We start from the raw sequence: 19,956 nt of genomic DNA on the forward strand, positions 1-19,956 counted from the left end.
ACTTTTTTCAGGACGAGACACCACAAAAAAAAGTCCCAAACTCCTTTCGGAATTTGGGACTTTTCAATCTAAAATTAAATCAATTAATGGGTATGTTTAGGATTAAAACCGTCCTCGCTTAATTCAGTTGGTGTATAATCTGCAACCATTTCAGCTTCGTAATCGATTTTTTCTCCTTTAGAGAATTTATGAATAATTTTCTCCATGATACTATATATAACCGGAACCACAATCAAGGTTAGGAATAATGAAGAAATTAATCCTCCGATAATTACCCAAGCCAATCCGTTTTTCCATTCAGCTCCTGCTCCAGATGCTAATGCAATTGGGAACATACCAAATACCATCGCAATTGTAGTCATCAAAATTGGACGTAAACGAGCGTGATTTGCCTGAATTAATGCCGTTCTGATTGATTCTCCTGCTGCACGTCTTTGGTTGGTATAATCCACAAGCATGATCGCATTCTTACACACCAGACCAATCAACATAATAATACCTAAAATTGTAAAGATATTTAATGAGTTGTTTGTTAATGCCAGTGCTAACATCGCTCCAATAAATGAAAGCGGAATCGCGAACAATACTACAAACGGGTGAGCAAAACTATCATATAAACTCACCATTACAAGGTAAACCAAGATAATAGCGGCTAATAAAGCGATTCCCAAAGTACCAAATCCTTCTGATTGGTTTTCCTGGTCTCCACCCCAGATATAGTTTACACCGGCTGGTTTTTTAAGCTTGTCTAATTTAGCTTGCCATTGTGTTACAATTGTTCCTGAAGGAACCCCAACGTTTTGTCCTTTTACGGTTACAGATGCTGACTTGTCTCTACGCTCTAACTGGCTAGGTCCTGAACCTTCTGTAATATCAGCAAATTGAGATAACTTAATTTGTTGTCCTGCTGCATTAATGAATATCAAATTACTTACATCAGTAATACTTTTTCTGTCGAATGCATTGTATCTAATGTTGATATCATATTCGTATTCACCAGCTCTGTATTTACCATCTGTGTTTCCGCTAAAAGCAGTTTGCATCGTTAGACCAACAGTTTGAAGTGTTAATCCTAAAGCGGCCATTTTATCACGGTCTACTTTTACGTTAACCTCAGGGTTTCCGTCTTCAACAGTTAGTTTAATCTCTGTTGTTCCTGGAATTGTACGTAATTCAGCTTCTGCTAATTTAGCAAATGCCATAGCACTTTCTGTCGATGGACCTGTTACAATTAATCCTAATGTAGCATCTTCAGCAGTACCTAAAATACCTACAGGAACTGTTTTTACTTTTGCTCCTACCAGTACTTTTTCAAGCTTACGTTTAATTTTTGCAGCATAAACATTCGCGTCATCCGTACGGTCTTTTTGTTCGATCATTTTTACGTCAATCTCTGCTTTATAAGCTGTAGCTTGCGATGCTCCAAAACCTTCTGAGGTTTGTCCTACCGTTGTAATTTGACTATGAACATATTCCTGAGCTTTTAAGTAAGCTTCGGCTTTTTGTGTCATGAAGTTTGTTTGTTCTAACGAAGCGTCTTTTGGCATTTCGATCTGAACTAAGAATTCCCCACTATCAGATGATGCGAAAAACTCTCCTCCAATAAATCCACCTCCCATTAATCCTATCGTAGATCCAAAGAATAATACCAGAACGACAATAAGCGTTTTAATATAGTGATCTAAACACCAGGTCAATAATTCAGAAACCCAGTTTGTAAAACGTGTTAAATAACTTTCGAAACCAAGGATAACTCTTCCAAAGAAATTTTTTCCTTCAATGTGCTCTAATTTACCGTAACGAGATGATAACCATGGAATGATTGTAAATGAAGCTAAAAGTGATAGTAAAGTCGATATAATTACCGTAACACAAAATTGTGTAATGATATTAGAAACTAAACCAGAACTCATCGCGATAGGCAAGAACACTACCACAATTACTAATGTAATCGAAGTTACAGTTCCTCCAATTTCGGCAGTACCATCGTAAGATGCACGAATTCGGCTTTTACCCATTTCCATGTGCCTGTAAATATTCTCGAGGACCACAATCGCATCATCGACCAGAATACCTACAACAAGAGATAATCCTAATAAACTCATTAAGTTCAAAGTATACCCCATTAAATAAATACCAATAAAGGTAGCAATCAAAGATGCCGGAATAGACACCATTACAATCAGCGAGTTTCTAATACTATGTAAGAAGAACAACATTACAAAAGCTACCAGAACTACTGCAATTAATAAATCGTGAACAACAGAATCTGCTGCTTCAAGAGTAAAAACGGTACTGTCTTTTGCTACTTCTAATTTTAGCTGGTTTACTTTATAATCTTTTTCAAGAATAGCAATTGTTTTTAATAATTGCTCACTTACTGCAACGGCATTCGCATCAGATTGTTTTACGATTTGCAAAACAATAGCACTTTTTTGATCTACACGTGATATTTTCTCTGCAATTTTCTGTGTATCCTGAACATCTGCAATATCACTTAAACGAACCTGAATTCCGTTTTGAGAAGAAACTACCAGATTTCTTAATTCTGCAACACTTTTATATTTACCCGCTAAACGAATTAATATTTTTTGATTACGCGTCTGGATATTTCCGGTTGGGAAATCTAAGTTAGATGTCAAAATATTTTGTTGTACCTGCGGAACAGATAATCCGTATCCCTGCATTTTTAATGCATCAAGATTTACCTGAATTTCACGTTCAGATCCACCAATAATATTTACCTGCGCAACACCTTGTACACGGGATAAAATAGGGGCAATTTTTTTGTCAATTAAGTCATAAAATTCTGCTTCGTCCATTTTTCCGTTAGCACCAAGCGTCATGATTGGTAAATCACTCAGCGAGAACTTGGTCAGTGCCGGTGTTTTTACATCATCCGGTAAATCACTAATGATCGCGTTTATTTTTCGCTGTGCATCATTCAAAGAAAAATCGACTTTTGCGTTTGATGTCAGTGTAATCGAAACAATAGATAAACTTTCGTATGATTTTGAGTCAATTTTCTTAACATTCTCTAAGGATGCAATCGCGTCCTCTATTTTCTTGGTTACAGTATTTTCTACCTCACTAGGAGAAGCTCCCGGATAAACAGTAGAAATTGTAATAACGTTTTGTTCAAATTTCGGGATCAGCTCATAGCCCAGTTGGCTGTAGCTAAACAATCCACCAAGTGTCAGAATTGTAAACAATACAATTACCAACGACGGACGTTTTATGGATATTTCGGCTAATTTCATATTTGTTTTTTTATGCTTTAGGCTTTACGCTATTTGCTTTAGGCTTTTGAGAAATGCTTAAAGCTTATAGCTTACGGCTTATAGCCTCCAATTATTTAATAATTTCTACTGTATTACCGTCTTGTAAGTTAATTTGACCTGTAACAATTACAGTTTCTCCATCAGATAATCCATTAATAATTTCCACCTGATCTCCTAAAATTCTTCCGGCAGTTACTTTTCTTAATTTTGCAATACCTTTTTCAACTACAAAAATCTCGTTGCTGCTCACACTTCCTACGAAAGCATTTCTAGGTACAACCATCAAGTTTTGTTTTTGTTGTTTTGAACCAAAATTTGCAGTTCCGTACATACCTGCTTTCAGGTCATTATTTACGTTGTTTGAAATTTCGATTTCAACAGGAAAATTCAAAGATTCATCTGCTTTTGCAGCAATAAATGTAATTTTTCCAGAGAAAGTTTTATCAGGATAAACACTTGCAGTCACGTTGATTGTATTTCCAACTTTCAAACTCGCTACCTGGTTTTCGTTTACTGTAACTACTAGTTTTAATTTAGAAACGTTTACAATATCAAACAATGCTGTTGCAGGCATTCCTGCTAAGATAGATCCCGGCTCAATATATTTTTTATTGATGAATCCGTTTATTGGAGCTTTTACTTTAGTATCCCCAACATTGATGTTGGCTTGTTTCAGGCTAGATTCAGCATTTGTTAAAGCTAATTTTGCCTGATCTAATTGTTGTTTCGTAACACCGCCTGTTTTAAAAGCATTTTCGTATCTGCTGTAATCAGATTTTGCATTTTGGTAAACAGCTTGCGCTTGTTGCGCGCTTACATTAATAACATCACCTCTTACTGTCAATAAAGTCTGACCTACTCTTACGTAATCACCTTCTTTTGCCAGAACACTAATTACTTTTCCTGATTTTTCAGCAGAAAATGTTAATTGTTGAATTGGCTGAAAATTTCCGTTAGCAACGAAGTCTAACGAAACTTCTTCTGTTTTTACCGGAGCTACTTTTACTGAAACTGCAGCATTTTTCTCTGCTACGATATCTGTTTTTTCTTTATTCTCCTTCTTATTATTATTTAAGACATATCCAATCACACCCAGCGCTGCGATTATGATTACGATTGTTAAAATAGTTTTCTTCATTTTGTTTAGTTATTTAATAAGAGTTTTAAGTTCGCCTTTTGATTTGATTAGTGCTACTTCGGCAATTTTGTAATTCAAGACTGCTCTGGTAAAATTATTTTGAGCTTCAAGCTGTGCATTTTCAGCATCTAACAAATCTGTTAATGATGCTAATCCCTGAAGATAATTGTTTTTTGTGTTGCTTAGGATTTCTGTTGCCAACTGCATATTTTCTTTTTGATTCTGAATAGTTACAAGGTTGTTATCAATATCAGCCATTGCATTTCTATAATCTAAATCAAGTGAAAGTTTGGTGTCTTTCATATCTTCCTGAAGCGATCTGATTTCTATATCAGCTTGTTTTACTTTTGCACGGGTACCAAATCCTGTAAAAATTGGAACGTGTAGATTTAATCCAATTGCAGAGTAATCTGACCAATACACGCCATCTTTAGGTTTTGCAAACCAAGGCATTTGAGGTCCCTGACCAATATAATTGTATCCTGCAGTTAAAGAAAGTGTTGGATAATATCCGGCTTCAACCGCTTTTTTATTGAATACTAAAAGCTCTTCTTGTTTTTTCAAAAGCAGGTATTCTGTTCTGTTTTCTGTATTAGGAGTTTCTGTCAATGCAGCAGGTACAACTTCAAATTCTTCTTTCGGAATTTCTATTACGGTTTCAATAGGCATTCCCATATAAAACTTTAAAGCATTCTCTTGTAATGTAATTTGATTTTTAATTTGCTGACGTTCTGTATCAATATTTGACATTTTAACCACAATACGGTCTAAGTCAATTTTTTTAGCCAAACCATTATCAAATTGTCCTTTTACGATGTCACGAACTTTAGTCGTATTAACATAATTGCTGTCTAATAAAATTAATCTTTCACGTTGTACGTAAACAGAATAATAGTTATTAGCCACTCTTTCTATTACTTGCTCTTCTGTTAATTGCTCGTTTATCTGATAGAATTCACGTGTAGATCTTGCAGCTCTTAATCCGGTAAAAACAGATTGATCAAATATCGTCTGTGTTAGCGAAAGTCCTGCTCCCGAAGTCCATTTTTGACCAAATGCTGCCTGAATAGTAGTTCCCGGCGCACCAAATCCTGCTCCGTCAATAACCGTCGTTTGTATTACAGGATTATAAGTTAAACTTCCGTTTGCAGAAATTTGAGGCAACGCTCTGGAACGCACTTCCTGAATTTTGTACTCACTATTTTCAACCTGCAGCTTTGCTTTTTTTGCATCAGCCTTGTTTTCAAGTGCATATATAAGAGCATCTTTCAGGGTTAGTGTTTTGACTTGTGCGTTGGCAGACAAGCCAATTGAACACAAAAATATAAGAATTATTCGTTTCATAGATTGATGATTAAATGATAATTTTTTTAAGTTGTTTTTCTAATTCCAGTATTCCTTTTTCTGTTGCCATTGCTCTGGTATGATATTCCAGTGCTTCTAATTCTATTCTTTGTGCTTCACTTTCTGAATCCGTAGTAGCATTAATATGAAAAATCAGCGTGTAATAAAACTTTACATATAAGTCTATATTCAAATCCGGTCTGTATAAACCTTCACTGATTCCTTTTAAAATATTATCTCTAAAATAATGGTTGCACTGATCTATTTCGTGGGTCATTACATTTTGATAAATTTCAGGATAATGTTTTTTTAACTGATAAAGAGGAGAAGTATCGGTTGCATTTTTAAACATATCACGAAACATTTCTCTAATTTCAAAATTCTCATGAATTGCATTATAACCTCTCGCTACTATAGTATCGATAACTTCATGTACTTGCTTGTGAACCGTTGAGGTACTTTCTTCGATTAAAACTTCTTTATTACAGAAATATTTATAGATCGTTTTTTTAGAAATACACATTTCTCCTGCAATATCATCCATGGTAACACTTTTAAAACCTAGTTTTAAAAATAATTCACTTGCTTTTGATATGATTTTCTCTTTCATTTTAATTTTCAAATTGCATCACAAATATACTTAGGAAACTAAAATCAAAAAAATAGTTTCCACTATATTTGTAATAATTTTACATTAATTTATTCTTCATGTAAGATTTATATACTGAATTCTAAATTTGCAATCAGCTTAATATCTTTACCTAAAGCCAGACCTCCGTTATGATTGAAGGAATTATAATCTAATCCAAAATCCTGACGTTTAATATCTCCTTTAATTTCAAAAGCAACTTTTCTTTCACCATTATAATTGTTAACACCAATAAACTCAGCATCAAGTTCTACTACTCTGGTTACATCTTTTATCGTTAAATCACCTTTAAAAAAATTGATGTTGTTGTTTACTTTTTGAAAAGAAGTCGATTTAAAACTAATAATCGGATGTTCGTTTACATCGAAAAAATCCTGAAGTTGTAAATAGGTATCGATTTGTTGAAAACTATCTTTTTTATTGTTGATGTCTAAAGAAAACTCAACCGAAGCATCTTCAATTTCATTGTCTTCGATGTTCACATAACCATCAAATTTATTGGTAGTTCCTCCCATATAGGCAATTATCGAATGTCTCATTTTAATTAAAACATCTGATTGGCTAGAATCTAAGGTCCATGTTGTTTTCATAAATATTTGATTTTATTGAGTTTATAAATTACTCAAACTCTTCACGGAAACTTTTCCAGTGTTCAGAGTTTCCAATTAACGGTGCAAATATAAACAGGAAACTCTAAACACCAAAAAAGTTTCCAAGTTTTTTTTAAATATTTTTAACTCCTTAAGAATTAACAGATTCAAGCGCTATTGTAAACGGAAACTATCATTTAAAATTTAAGAAAGGAATAATTCATTATGAATCGTATCTTTGAGGCTCGTAATTCAGATTATATTTTATGCACGATATTAGCCAATACCAGGATTTTTTTATCAATTATTTAGAAAAACAAAGCATCAGTAAAGAGCCTAAAAACCTTTACGAACCTATTGAATATATTTTAGGTCTTGGTGGAAAACGCATGCGTCCGATACTAACTTTAATGGCTTCAGAAGTTTTTGATGCCAATTACAAAGCAGCTCTTCCGGCTGCAATGGCGGTTGAAGTTTTTCATAATTTTTCACTGGTTCACGATGATATCATGGATGATGCGCCTTTGAGAAGAGGCAAGGAAACTGTGCATGAAAAATGGGATCTTAATACCGGAATTCTTTCCGGAGACGCAATGCTTATTCTGGCTTATCAGTATTTTGAACAATACGAACCAGCTGTTTTTAGAGATTTAGCAAAACTATTCAGCAAAACAGCTCTTGAAGTTTGCGAAGGACAACAATGGGATGTTGATTTCGAAAAAAGAAACGACGTTACGATTCCTGAATACCTAAAAATGATCGAATATAAAACAGCCGTTTTAGTTGCTGCAGCCATGAAAATGGGCGCAATTGTAGCCAAAACTTCTGAGAAAGATGGTGATTTAATTTATGATTTCGGATTGAATTTAGGATTGGCTTTCCAGCTTCAGGATGATTATCTGGATGCATTTGGAGATCCTGAAACCTTTGGGAAACAAGTTGGAGGTGATATTATCGTCAATAAAAAAACCTATTTATACCTCAAAGCGCGCGAGTTTTCATCAACTGAAAAAGCTCTGGAATTAGAAAAATTATTCAGTTTACAATTAGAAGACAATACCGATAAAATAACTACTGCAAAAGCAATTTTCAATGAATCCGGAGCTTCAAAAGCGACCCAGGATGCCATAGAAATGTATACTTTTAAAGCTTTTGAAACTTTAGAAAAAATGGATATTAACGCCGAAAAGAAAGATATTCTTAGAACTTTTGGCGAGAATTTAATGGGAAGAAAAGTATAGTTTTTTAGTCTCAGTTTTCAGTAAAATTCAGAATCAAATATAATTATGATGATTCATGGAGAATTGTCTAATTCGTGGCAAAAAATTTCATTTTATTACACATAGTAAACCCGACAGGTTTTAAAAACCTGTCGGGTTTGTCGTTTTAATTTGTGGCTATTTTATTTTTTAAAACAAATCATCAGGATCTACTAAATCTGATAGTTTTTGTTTTAAATCGTCTTCTAAAATCGTTAATCCGTATTGATAAGAAGCATTCATCCAGCCAAAACCTTCTTCTGTGATATAATCAAATTCAGTTCCTACGTTTCCGTATTCTGCGAAAATTTTGTGTGAGCTTATCGACAAATCAAATTTCTCCGGAATTGTTCCGTTATAATCAACCGCATTTCTGGTAATTAACCAAAGCCATCGATAAACCATTTCCTGCGCTTCTTCGTTGAAATTATAGTTCAATAAACCTTCCCATAAAAGCATTTGATGCGGCGCCCATCCAAACGGATAATCCCATTGTCTTATTGGCGCATTTTCGTCAACATCAGCGATCGATTCTTTGGTACAGCCTGCAATTCCGCCTTTCATTTTAAATCTTGGAAGTGTCTTTTTAACCAAAATTTCGGCTTGTTCCTGCGTGCTTATTTTCGCCCAAAGCGGATAAAATGTTGGCGCTGCTTCAAAGAAATGCTGCTTTTCGTTTACAAAATCATAATCCAGATAACATCCTAATTCCGAATTCCAACACATTTTATTGATTTTTTCTTTCCTCGAATTGGCTTTTGAAATCCAATATTCACTTGAAAAGGATTTGTCTTCAAAATATTGAAATTCATTTTTGAAGTACTTTTTAATCAAAAAAGCAATGTCTGTTTCATATTTATAAAGCAAACTATTGATCGCAACCGTATTTAAATTGGCACAAACTCCAACCAATCTATTTGTTGTATCGTGTCCGCTTTCGCGCATACTTCGATCGTGAATAAAATACTTATCAAGTTCAGCATCTACAACTTCTCTTTCAAGATATTTCTTTTCAAATTCTCTTGTAGACAAATTATATTTCGGTGCGTATTGTTCTAGAATATCATCAAAATGTCCTTCTTCAACTTCAAACGGAAGTCCGATTCCTTCTGCTTTATATCGATTTAATCCATTTGCTGTAAGACGTTTTCCTTCTTCCATCCAAACGGTTTGATATTCTTTTATAGCCGTTTTCAGATGTCTTTCTATCCAGAAAATATCCGGATTCGACTTTTCTAAAACATCAATAATCAATGATGTATACAACGGCGGTTGCGTACGGGTTAAATAATAACTTCGGTTGGCATTTAGGATTTTTCCGTAATGATCGATTTGATATTTAAAATTCTCGGCAATGCCTAAAGCAAGATCAATTTTATCGTCGATCAAAAGTCCTTTGGCAATAAAATAACTATCCCAACCGTACATTTCATTAAATCTTCCGCCAGGAACCACAAAAGGAACTCCTGAAATTTCATTGTTTTTTATTTGAAGTGCCAAGGCTAAAATCCCTGGTTTTTTATTGAGCGACAAAACATATTCCGGCGAAATATTTTTGGGCATTTGCACGACTTTCAAATTTGGAATTGTAGCTTCTAATTTCTTGAAATAATCAAAAACAATTTCATCCCCAAAAGGCACATATAAATACGCAATTTCATTTTCGATCTTATTGTCTTCCAGAATTTTCCTTACACCATTAGCATCAATTGTTCTTGTAAGTCCTTTCCAGTAAAGGTTTTTTATTTTTCCGGAAATTCTTTTTACCGGATCTTCGGTGATTTCATCCAGATTAATTTCGGCAAATTCGGTATTGTTTTTTTTAGCCAAAGCTAATTCCTGCAATAAATTCGAAAGTTGATATGTTCCTTCAATTACTGCTGAATTTCCGTTTTCATCATCCAATAAAAACTTTTTAGGACCATTATCATCAATCGTTATTTTTTTATCGCCATCAGTATCTTCCTGAGCCAATAATTTTTGGATGGTTTGGGTTATATGTAGTTTAAATTTCATCTTTTGCAGTTATTTTTTTGAGAATAAAAAAGGATATTAATAATAAAGACATTGGAATTAAAGTAAAATAAAATGCGTTTTCCGGTCCTTCATTTTTAAACAACCAGCCCGTTATTCTGGAACCTAATGTTCCGCCAAGAGCAGAAAATATTACAATTAATCCGGTCATTGAACTTTGCAAATTCTTAGGTAAAGCACTTAATACAATCGAATTTAGCAAAGGATAAATTGGCGCAATAAACAATCCGATTAACGGAAACGCGAACCCTATTAGAGGTATATCCGAAAGTGTATTGATGTTTTTTACCTCTAATCCAACTGTTTTTGGAAGTACAAAAATCACGATCAGCATTGCCGAAAAAATGCACACACTTAAAACCCAAATCCAGTTTACTTTTTTAGTTACAATACCTGCAATCATTCGCCCAATTGCTAGTGAAATAGCCAAAATACTCGCCATCATTATGCTGATATTCTCTGGTAAATGGAGCACTTTTGTATTGAATGTTGGCAACCACGAAAGGATTCCCTGTTCGATCATAACAAACAAAAAGACGCTGATAACAAAAATAACGGTAAGTAATTTTGCCATTAATTTGAACATTTGCAAAAAGTCGTCTTTTAGATTTGCTCCTGCCGAAACTTCCGGTTCTTTGAATTTTACAAAAAATAAAAACAGAAATGACAAGAACGATAATGCAGCCAAAAACCAATATACATTTAGCCATGAATTAGGATCGTTTTCATTATTAAAAGCTGGAAATAAAAAATAAGCCAACGCAATTCCAACCATAAAAAAACCTTCAATACTACTCATCAAAGCATTGTGTTCTTTTTTGGTTTCGGTCACAGTACCAATCAAGGAATAAACCGAAACTTTGATCAACGCAAATGAAACTCCAACGGTTGCAAAAAGAATCTTAGCATTGTCAAATGAGTTTCCAAAATACATAGAAATACAAGCCAGAGTAACCAAACCTAATCCTATCAACATCGATTTTCTATAGCCTATTCTTGGTAAAAAAGAGGCTATAAAAAAGGATACAATAGCAATTGGCATGTCTTTGAAAGCTTCTAAAATACTTGCCTGAACTTCATCTACTCCGTAATTTCTTTGCGATTTTAAAATCACAATTCCCACACTATTTAATAAAATAGCGAAGACAAAATAATTAAGATAAAGAGAGATTTTAATTCCTATGTTTTTCATTTTTTTCGGATGTGATTTGTTGCCGATGTTTTACTTTTACGGTGCGGTTACGGTGCGGAGACGCACTGCTGTGCGCCTCTACATTGCCGTATGTTTTGCAAAACGCATTATAATGCGTCATCAATATAAATTTAGAAATTAATCGCTACCGAAAATCTAAACGCGCGTCCTAAAATAGGTCTTGCCATAAACACATCGCTTGCCGCGGAAGTTGTTTGTCTTGGATCTCCTTCTGTTAAACCAATTTCGTTGAATAAGTTCGAAGCATCTACTGCAAAACGAAGATTATTATAGGTATAATTTAAACCTGCCCCAACTTCTTTATAAGCCGGTAAAACCTGTTTATTATCCTGATTCGTGAATTTTTTATCAAAATAAGAGAATTGAACATAAGCTGTAAGATCTTTTGTAATATCAACTTCTGGTCTTAAATTGCAGAAAAATTTAGGGATTCTTCGTGCTGTATTTCCGTTAAAATCAAAAGTCGAACCGTCAGCATTTGTTCCTGTAAAATTATCGTATTCCGGTTTTTGAACGGTGAAAGTGAAATTCAGTTTTGCAATACTATATCTCACATTGGTTTCTACTTCAAGACCAATATTGTTTACATCAGCAAATTTGTTTTCTGAAGACCCGTCAGATAAAATGTCTGTAAAAGCAACATTTTTTAAACCCATGTGAAATAAATTGGCATTCACATTAAAGAATGAATTAGAATATTTATAACCTAACTCAAACTGATTTACTTCGGTATTTTCAAGCTTGCTTAAATCTGCTGCATTATCATAAAAAGATTCCTCAATTGGAGATCTAAAACCGTGGCTGTAACGAACATAAGAAGCCATATTATCATTGAATTTATAATTTCCAGCTGCAGTATAAGACCATTCGCTTACATCATATCTCCAATAGGTATAAGGATTTCCTTTTACTGTTGTCACCGCATCATCAGCCGTATTATTATCTAAAATACCTAAGTTTTCTGCAAAAAATCTCGCATTATCTCTGTAACCTGAATATTTGTCTTTGTTATATCTTAAACCTGCGTTGAAGGTCAAATTATCTGTAGCTTTAATCTCAGCATCAGCATAAATATCATTCAATAGCCCTTTGGTTTGAGCATCTCTTTCTAACCACGTGATTCTTTCTACACCATTCCAGGTATGATCAACTCCAGTTGTATTGTCTTTTACGTTTAATAATCTTGGATTGTCTGAAACACCTACTAAATACGAATTCCAGTTCCAGTATTGGTTCGATTTCCAGTTAGAATAATAGTAACCGGCAGTTAATTTTACAGGATCTAAATCAAAATTGAAAGAGAAATTATTGGCAAAATTGTTCATCTTTTTTTCGATATGCCAAAGATCAGCTCTCATAATCAAAGCGTTTGGATCAAGCGTTGCTCCATTATCAACATAAGAATAAGTCAAATTGCTTGCCGTTGTATTTTGAACATCTGTTGCATAAGCGCTTTGTGTCCAAGGTCCACCATTTGGAAAAATTGCATTGTAATTTAAATCGATATTCGTTTGTTTAAATGCATTTTTGAAAGTTACTTTCTCAGATATTTTCTTTTTAAATTCGGCTCCAATTGAGTTGATAACCGGATGAGAACCATCTTCTAAATCTGCACTAAAAGTTCCTCCGCCATATTGAGGCACATTTAAGTGACTGAAATTTACTGAAGTCAACGTTCCGTAATTTGGATTAAATCCTGGAATACCTTCTACTTTCCCATTGTTACTTTTTAATGGAATTGGCAGATAGAATGTATTTCTGTCGTCAAGATGTTTGAAGTTGATTCTTAAATAATCTTCTTCATCAATTTTATAAGTAATATTTCCTTTAATTTGTCCGCCTTTATTGGCTGTAAAACCAGTGTTTCTTACGCCATTATCCGCTCTGTAAAAACCTCCAACATTAAAAAATAATTTATCCTGAATTAAAGCACCTGATAAATTAAGATCAGTTCTGAACATTCCGTAATCTGACGTCGTGAATTTTGCTCTTCCCATAAATTCATTCTGACCTGTTTTCGAAATGAAATTGATGATTCCACCCGGAGCATTATTGGCAAAAATTGATGCTGAACCTCCACGAACAGCTTCCATTTTGCTTACCGTTTCGTCTAACCTGTAAAACGTATCGGCGTTAGCAAATTGCAAAGCTCCATCTTCAAAAACCGGCAATCCATCTTCCTGAATTTGCACATATTCATAAGCTCCAGCTGAAGGAATTCCTCTTGCAAAAAGGTTATTCCCAATTTCTCCTCCAGATGCTTCAACGACAAATCCCGGAATCGTTTGAAGCAAAGCCGCTGTACTTGATGGCGCTCTGTCTTCGATTGCTTTTGCGCCCATTGTAGTAATTGCAACGCTGGATTCCAATTTAGATCTTGGCGCTGATGATCCCGTAACCACAACTTCTTTTAAACTTTGTGATTCTCCTTCAAGAAGTAAATTTACTTCCAGAGATTCTCCTTCTTTTATTGCAATTTGCTTTTCGAAAGTTTTGTAACCCACATTTGTTGCAATAATAGTATATGTTCCTGCTTCAATATTAGAGAATGAGTATCCTCCGTTTTCATCTGTAACTGTACTTTTGCCAGTTTCCTTAATAGATACGTTTGCTCCCGGAACGGTTACACCACTATCATCAAGTACTTTTCCTGAAATCGTATTTTGATTTTGCGCAAACCCATTATTTGGCAAAGAAAATAGGCAAAACATTAAAAGTAATGTGCCTAAATATTGATCTAGCTTTTTCATTTTTTTGTTTGGTTAGTTAGTAATTATGGTTATCACTGTCAAACTTAACAACAAATTATAAGGAATATAAGAATTTAAAATCGAAAACGTTTTCGAAAACTCCTAAAACGTTTTCGGAAGTTAATTTTTTATCGATGCAGTTTATTTTTAGTACTTTTATTTCATGAATGACACAAAATTAATAGATATAGCCTCGGCATTAGGAATTTCGGTTACAACGGTTTCAAAAGCGTTAAAAGGATATACTGATATTAGTAAGTCTACGCGTGCCAGAGTTCTTGAAATGGCAGAAACAATGAATTACATCCCTAATTCTGTTGCAGTTAACCTTAGAACTAATGAAACCAAAACAATCGGGGTTATTATTCCTGCCACGGTACATCACTTTTTTTCGAGCGTATTAAATGGTATTCTTGAAGAAGCCGAAAAAAGAGGTTACCTGGTCATCATTCTACAGTCTAACGAAAAATATGAATTAGAGAAAAAGCAGCTCGCTTTATTAATTCAAAAACGTGTTGACGGAGTTTTAATGTCACTCTCGAATGAAACTGATGATTTCACTCATATTAATGAAGCCATCAGAAAAAATACTCCCGTTGTATTGTTTGATAAAATTGCTAAAAGAGTCGATTGTTCCAAAGTGGTCATTAATGATGCAAAAGCAGCTTTTGATGCCGTTTCATACCTTATTAATAAAGGATATAAAAAAATTGCCCATTTTAGAGGTTCATATGTTCCGCAAAATTCTATTGATCGCTTTTTAGGATATAAAAGAGCGCTCGAAGCAAACGGAATTGAGTACGATTCGAAATTGGTTTATGTTTGTGATAACAATACTGATTTTGAAGACGGTTACGAAAATGCCCAAAAAATCATGACCGAAAATCCGGATATCGATGCCATTTTTGCCATTACTGATTTGGTCGCCATTGGTATTATAAAATATTTTAATGAAGCCGGAATAAAAACACCGGAACAAGTGGCCGTTTTTGGCTTTAGCAATTGGTTTATGAGTACCGTTATTTCGCCTAAATTAACAACAATAGATCAGCCCGGATTCGAAATGGGACATCAGGCCGTCTCGCTTTTAATTGATGAAATTGTAGATATAAAAGAACATCGACCGGTAACACATCAAATTATTGAACTTCCTACAAGAATCATTGAAAGAGAATCAACAGTTAAATGATTTTTTAGTTTTAACTTTGCGTCAATCTTAAAAAGCATCAATGTTTCCGATTCCTGAAAATACCGATATTTTATTGGCTGATGCCGAAAGTGGAAATCTATATTTAAGTCTGATTGAGCAAATCAATAAAGACTTTAATCTCGCCAATGAAGGAATTGATTTTCCGTTGAGTATTTCTCCAGAAGAATTAAAAATCCAGCTTCACGAAAAGATCTACAGAATGATTCAGTATAAATTTGCTGAATATCTTAATCTGCTTTATATAATTGATGTTTCTGAAATTGAAATCAAAAAACTAGACGGATCAGATTTAGTAATTCTTGCTGAACAGGTTTCTTTTTTAGTTTTGAAAAGAGAATGGCAGAAAGTGTGGTTTAGGAATTATTATAAGTAAAAGGTGCTGAGATTCTAAGATACTGAGATTCTAAGTTTTGCTATTTGGACGGACAATATTTTTCAATCTGTCTAATTCATTCCAAAGCCCAAATCCGCTAGTATCCAGTTTACTTCCTGTAATCTGGAAACGACCACATTTAAAACAAATCTTTGCTATCCCAACTGTTTTTTCTTTCTTCTTAAAAATAAAAACATCTCGATATTCAGCTATACAAGCATATCCATCGGTTTGTAAAGAATCTTTTTCGCTAAATATATTTTCAATTTCTTTTTCTTGTTTAGAAGATAACTTTGATTTTTTATAGCTGTATTTCAACAAAAGATTTTCAAAATTTTTATTTAGAATAGTCTCTGGATAATATCCATAAAAAAAACTCGAAAACTCTTTTTTCTTGTACAATATTATCAGTGCTAGAATGCTCAAACTCCCTTTTAGACGAATCAAGATAATAATGATCTATTTTATCTGAATCAAAAAAAGGTTTTAATTCTTTTTTTACAACTTTTGTGTCTGCAACTTCTGATTTCTTCGAATTATTACAACTCGAAATTATAACAACAATAAGTATAAAAATATATTTCTTCAAATTTCAATATTTAAAAATCTTAGTGACTTAGTATCTTAGAACCTTAGCAACTTAGACTAAAAATATACCCTCACAAAAGGCATAAATCCTGATCCGTAAAGACTTCTGTCAGGATCATATAAAACATCGTAACGCGCACCAATTGTAACATTTCCGGCTCTGTAACCGGCACCAAGATATAAAGCAGTATTCCAATAATTATCTGAATAACTTGGTCTGTATGGAGTCGAATTATAATCTGTATTTACTCGTACCTGCTCTAATTCTGCTGAGAGTTGAATTTCCGGAATCGGGTTTACAAGTCCTACTACACTTCCGCCATAAACAAAGGAATTGTAATAACTTTTAGATGATAAATAACCAAATTGCAACCCAACACCTACTGCTACAATTTCGTTTATATTATAGATAGCGCTTGGCATTACGGAGATATCTGTGTATCCGGAACCTATTTCTAAACCAAGACCTCCACCAAATTGTACTTTGTCCCAAAAATGATTGCTGTTATCAATTACATAGTTTTGCTGTGCAATTGCTGAACTGGAAAATAAGACTGTCAAAATCACAAAAAAAAGTTTGCAATCGATTGAAAATTGAATTTTATGCATAGTTGAGTCTATTTTTAACAAATTTTTACGTAAAAGTACGTAAAAAAAAGGTTTAAATAAAGTCGATTGTTGTACTTTTGCCATTCTATTTAACAAAAAGTATATTCACTAATATTATGGATAGGTTTTCATTTTTAAATGCAGCGCATACAGAGTTTTTCGCACAATTATATGATCAGTATTTAGTAAATCCAGATAGCGTTGAGCCAAGCTGGAGAAGTTTTTTTCAAGGTTTCGACTTTGGACAAACGACTTATAATGACGAAAATCCAGTTCAACAGATTGTTGAATATGTGACTAGCGACAACACAGATTACAGTAAAGTTTCAGAAAAACTGCAAAAAGAATTTAACGTTCTAAAATTAATTGATGGATACCGTACTCGCGGACATTTGTTTACAAAAACAAATCCTGTTCGCGACCGTAGAACATCTTCTCCAACTTTAGACATTGAAAATTTTGGATTAACAACTGCTGATCTTTCAACAGTTTTTGATGCTGCTCAGACTATTGGAGTGGGACCATCTACATTACAAGACATTGTAACACGTCTACAATCTATTTACTGCCAACATATTGGTATTGAATATATGTATATCAGAAACCCTGGCGTTGTAAAATGGATTCAGGATAAATTAGCTGTAAATGTAAATCAGCCTAATTTCAATTCTGAAGAAAAGAAAACTATCTTAAATAAATTAAATCAGGCGGTTTCTTTCGAGAACTTTTTGCATACGAAATACGTAGGTCAAAAACGTTTTTCATTAGAAGGTGGTGAATCAATTATTCCTGCTTTAGACGCTTTGATCGAACAAGCTGCTGAAAAAGGTGTTGAACAATTCGTAATGGGAATGGCTCACCGTGGTCGTTTGAACGTTTTGGCAAACATCTTTGGCAAATCTACTCAGGATATCTTTGGTGAGTTTGACGGTAAAGATTACGATCAGGAATATTTTGACGGTGACGTAAAATACCACTTAGGTCTTACGGCTGACAAAAAAACAAGAACAGGAAAAAATATCAATATCAATTTAGCACCAAACCCTTCTCACTTAGAAACGGTTGGAGCTGTAATTGAAGGAATTACAAGAGCGAAGCAAGATAAATATTATGCTAATGATTTTTCTAAAGTATTACCTATCGCCGTTCACGGAGATGCTGCAATTGCAGGTCAGGGTATCTTGTACGAAATCATTCAGATGGCTCAGCTTGACGGTTACAAAACCGGAGGAACAATTCATATCGTAATCAACAATCAGGTTGGTTTTACAACTAACTATTTAGATGCACGTTCGTCTACTTATTGTACAGATGTTGCTAAAGTTACACTTTCGCCAGTATTACACGTAAATGCTGATGATGCTGAAGCTGTTGTACATGCCGTGTCTTTTGCATTAGATTACAGAATGCAATTTGGTCGTGACGTATTTATCGATTTATTAGGATATAGAAAATACGGTCATAACGAAGGTGATGAACCTCGTTTTACACAACCGGTTTTATATAAAATCATTGCAAAACATAAAAATCCAAGAGATATTTATGCAGAGAAATTATTGTCTGACGGCGTAATCGATGCATCTTATGTAAATGCTTTAGAAAAAGAATACAAATCTTTGATGGAGGAGAATTTAGAAGCTTCCCGTAAAAAAGATTTGACGATCATAACTCCATTCATGAAAAACGAATGGGATGGATTTGTTCAGGTAACAGATACTCAAATGCTTGAAAAAGTAAACACTTCTTTTGACAAAAAAGGATTGGATTCTATCATCAATACAATTTCAACATTACCTGAAGACAAAAAATTCATCAATAAAATAACTAAAATTGTAACAGACAGAAAAGCAGGATACGACAATAACACTATCGATTGGGGAACTGCAGAAGCACTGGCTTACGGTTCACTTTTGACCGAGGGATTTGATATTCGTATTTCTGGTCAGGACGTAGAGCGTGGTACATTCTCTCACCGTCATGCTGTTGTTAAAGTGGAAGATTCTGAAGAAGAAGTAATTTTATTGGATTCTATCGAAAACAAAAAAGGAAAATTCGGCGTATTCAATTCTCTTTTATCTGAGTATGGAGTTCTTGGTTTTGATTATGGATACGCATTAGCGAATCCAAACGCATTAACTATCTGGGAAGCACAATTTGGAGATTTCTCTAATGGAGCACAAATCATGATTGACCAATATATTTCATGTGGTGAAGATAAATGGAACAACCAAAATGGTATCGTTTTATTATTGCCTCACGGTTATGAAGGACAAGGTGCAGAACACTCTTCGGCAAGAATGGAACGTTACTTACAACTTTGCGCAAGACAAAATATGTATGTTGCAGATTGTACAACGCCAGCCAACTTTTTTCACTTGTTGAGAAGACAAATGAAAACCAATTTCCGTAAACCTTTAGTAGTTTTTTCTCCAAAAAGTTTATTGCGTGATCCAAGATGCGTATCTACAGTAGAAGAATTAGCTAACGGAAGCTTCCAGGAAACTATTGACGACAATACAGTAGATAAAAAAGCAGTAAAAACATTAGTTTTTGTTACTGGTAAATTCTACTATGACATCGTTGCTGAAAGAGAAAACAACGGAAGAAATGATGTTGCAGTTGTTCGTATCGAGCAATTATTCCCTTTACCAGTTGAGCAATTAAAAGCAATTATCGCACAATATCCTAATGCTGACGATTATGTTTGGGCACAGGAAGAGCCTAAAAACATGGGAGCTTACAGCTTTATGTTAATGAACTTTGATCTTGTAAAATGGAGATTAGCTTCATTAAAAGCTTACGCTGCTCCGGCATCAGGAAGTTACACACGTGCAAAACGTCGTCATGCAGATGCAATTAGAATGGTATTCGATAAAAATTTATTCAGATAAAAAGAATGTTTCAAGTTTAAAGTTTCA

General features: G+C 34.1%; 14 protein-coding genes. 4 read left to right on the forward strand and 10 right to left on the reverse strand.

Going from position 1 to position 19,956, the window contains the following annotated elements:
* Positions 1–83: 83 nt before the first annotated feature.
* From BXU01_RS04360 to BXU01_RS04380, 5 genes are all read right to left on the reverse strand, one after another.
* Positions 84–3,260: an efflux RND transporter permease subunit gene (locus BXU01_RS04360; RefSeq protein WP_083691901.1), complete on the reverse strand. Its 3,177-nt coding sequence runs from the start codon at positions 3,258–3,260 to the stop codon at positions 84–86.
* Between the two features lie 91 nt (positions 3,261–3,351).
* A complete protein-coding gene (locus BXU01_RS04365) occupies positions 3,352–4,419 on the reverse strand; it encodes an efflux RND transporter periplasmic adaptor subunit (RefSeq protein ID WP_083691902.1) in 1,068 nt (355 codons plus the stop codon).
* A gap of 9 nt (positions 4,420–4,428) precedes the next feature.
* A complete protein-coding gene (locus BXU01_RS04370) occupies positions 4,429–5,763 on the reverse strand; it encodes a TolC family protein (protein WP_083691903.1) in 1,335 nt (444 codons plus the stop codon).
* Positions 5,764–5,773: 10 nt separating this feature from the next.
* On the reverse strand, positions 5,774–6,373 hold the full coding sequence (locus BXU01_RS04375) for a TetR/AcrR family transcriptional regulator (protein WP_083691904.1): 600 nt from the start codon (positions 6,371–6,373) through the stop codon (positions 5,774–5,776).
* Positions 6,374–6,480: 107 nt separating this feature from the next.
* Positions 6,481–7,002, reverse strand: a complete 522-nt coding sequence (locus BXU01_RS04380) for a YceI family protein (protein WP_056244273.1) — start codon at positions 7,000–7,002, stop codon at positions 6,481–6,483.
* Between the two features lie 266 nt (positions 7,003–7,268).
* Here BXU01_RS04380 and BXU01_RS04385 point away from each other — a divergent pair, with 266 nt between their 5' ends.
* On the forward strand, positions 7,269–8,243 hold the full coding sequence (locus tag BXU01_RS04385; protein ID WP_083691905.1) for a polyprenyl synthetase family protein: 975 nt from the start codon (positions 7,269–7,271) through the stop codon (positions 8,241–8,243).
* 168 nt (positions 8,244–8,411) lie between these two features.
* Here the strand turns inward: BXU01_RS04385 and BXU01_RS04390 are convergent, their stop codons facing one another.
* The 3 genes from BXU01_RS04390 to BXU01_RS04400 all read right to left on the reverse strand — a co-directional run bounded on the left by BXU01_RS04390 (position 8,412) and on the right by BXU01_RS04400 (position 14,258).
* Positions 8,412–10,277, reverse strand: a complete 1,866-nt coding sequence (locus BXU01_RS04390) for a trehalase family glycosidase (protein WP_083691906.1) — start codon at positions 10,275–10,277, stop codon at positions 8,412–8,414.
* The gene (locus BXU01_RS04395) at positions 10,267–11,487 is read right to left on the reverse strand and encodes a sugar MFS transporter (RefSeq protein ID WP_083691907.1); all 1,221 of its coding nucleotides are present in this window, start codon (positions 11,485–11,487) and stop codon (positions 10,267–10,269) included. The genes BXU01_RS04390 and BXU01_RS04395 overlap by 11 nt, the downstream gene beginning before the upstream one ends.
* A 131-nt stretch (positions 11,488–11,618) precedes the next feature.
* The gene (locus BXU01_RS04400; RefSeq protein ID WP_083691908.1) at positions 11,619–14,258 is read right to left on the reverse strand and encodes a TonB-dependent receptor; all 2,640 of its coding nucleotides are present in this window, start codon (positions 14,256–14,258) and stop codon (positions 11,619–11,621) included.
* Positions 14,259–14,421: 163 nt separating this feature from the next.
* Here BXU01_RS04400 and BXU01_RS04405 point away from each other — a divergent pair, with 163 nt between their 5' ends.
* A complete protein-coding gene (locus BXU01_RS04405) occupies positions 14,422–15,447 on the forward strand; it encodes a LacI family DNA-binding transcriptional regulator (protein WP_083691909.1) in 1,026 nt (341 codons plus the stop codon).
* Positions 15,448–15,487: 40 nt separating this feature from the next.
* Positions 15,488–15,841 (forward strand): hypothetical protein, encoded by a 354-nt coding sequence (locus tag BXU01_RS04410; RefSeq protein WP_083691910.1) that lies wholly within the window; start codon positions 15,488–15,490, stop codon positions 15,839–15,841.
* Between the two features lie 30 nt (positions 15,842–15,871).
* Here BXU01_RS04410 and BXU01_RS04415 read toward each other — a convergent pair whose 3' ends face one another.
* Both BXU01_RS04415 and BXU01_RS04420 read right to left on the reverse strand, forming a co-directional pair.
* Positions 15,872–16,267, reverse strand: coding sequence for a hypothetical protein (locus BXU01_RS04415; protein WP_123773953.1), 396 nt, complete (start codon positions 16,265–16,267; stop codon positions 15,872–15,874).
* Between the two features lie 219 nt (positions 16,268–16,486).
* On the reverse strand, positions 16,487–17,038 hold the full coding sequence (locus BXU01_RS04420) for a hypothetical protein (protein ID WP_083692689.1): 552 nt from the start codon (positions 17,036–17,038) through the stop codon (positions 16,487–16,489).
* Between the two features lie 116 nt (positions 17,039–17,154).
* On the opposite strand from BXU01_RS04420, the gene BXU01_RS04425 reads away from it, so the two are divergent.
* Positions 17,155–19,929: a 2-oxoglutarate dehydrogenase E1 component gene (locus BXU01_RS04425; RefSeq protein ID WP_055097488.1), complete on the forward strand. Its 2,775-nt coding sequence runs from the start codon at positions 17,155–17,157 to the stop codon at positions 19,927–19,929.
* The last annotated feature ends 27 nt before the right edge of the window (positions 19,930–19,956 follow it).

This window comes from [Flexibacter] sp. ATCC 35103 (genome assembly GCF_001975985.1).
In the GTDB taxonomy this organism is placed as follows: domain Bacteria; phylum Bacteroidota; class Bacteroidia; order Flavobacteriales; family Flavobacteriaceae; genus Flavobacterium.

Bases quoted from the DNA above. Each gene is read 5' to 3' on its own strand.
- BXU01_RS04360 (WP_083691901.1), bottom strand. From the start codon at position 3,260: ATGAAATTAGCCGAAATATCCATAAAACGTCCGTCGTTGGTAATTGTA.
- BXU01_RS04365 (WP_083691902.1), bottom strand. From the start codon at position 4,419: ATGAAGAAAACTATTTTAACAATCGTAATCATAATCGCAGCGCTGGGT.
- BXU01_RS04370 (WP_083691903.1), bottom strand. From the start codon at position 5,763: ATGAAACGAATAATTCTTATATTTTTGTGTTCAATTGGCTTGTCTGCC.
- BXU01_RS04375 (WP_083691904.1), bottom strand. From the start codon at position 6,373: ATGAAAGAGAAAATCATATCAAAAGCAAGTGAATTATTTTTAAAACTA.
- BXU01_RS04380 (WP_056244273.1), bottom strand. From the start codon at position 7,002: ATGAAAACAACATGGACCTTAGATTCTAGCCAATCAGATGTTTTAATT.
- BXU01_RS04385 (WP_083691905.1), top strand. From the start codon at position 7,269: ATGCACGATATTAGCCAATACCAGGATTTTTTTATCAATTATTTAGAA.
- BXU01_RS04390 (WP_083691906.1), bottom strand. From the start codon at position 10,277: ATGAAATTTAAACTACATATAACCCAAACCATCCAAAAATTATTGGCT.
- BXU01_RS04395 (WP_083691907.1), bottom strand. From the start codon at position 11,487: ATGAAAAACATAGGAATTAAAATCTCTCTTTATCTTAATTATTTTGTC.
- BXU01_RS04400 (WP_083691908.1), bottom strand. From the start codon at position 14,258: ATGAAAAAGCTAGATCAATATTTAGGCACATTACTTTTAATGTTTTGC.
- BXU01_RS04405 (WP_083691909.1), top strand. From the start codon at position 14,422: ATGAATGACACAAAATTAATAGATATAGCCTCGGCATTAGGAATTTCG.
- BXU01_RS04410 (WP_083691910.1), top strand. From the start codon at position 15,488: ATGTTTCCGATTCCTGAAAATACCGATATTTTATTGGCTGATGCCGAA.
- BXU01_RS04420 (WP_083692689.1), bottom strand. From the start codon at position 17,038: ATGCATAAAATTCAATTTTCAATCGATTGCAAACTTTTTTTTGTGATT.
- BXU01_RS04425 (WP_055097488.1), top strand. From the start codon at position 17,155: ATGGATAGGTTTTCATTTTTAAATGCAGCGCATACAGAGTTTTTCGCA.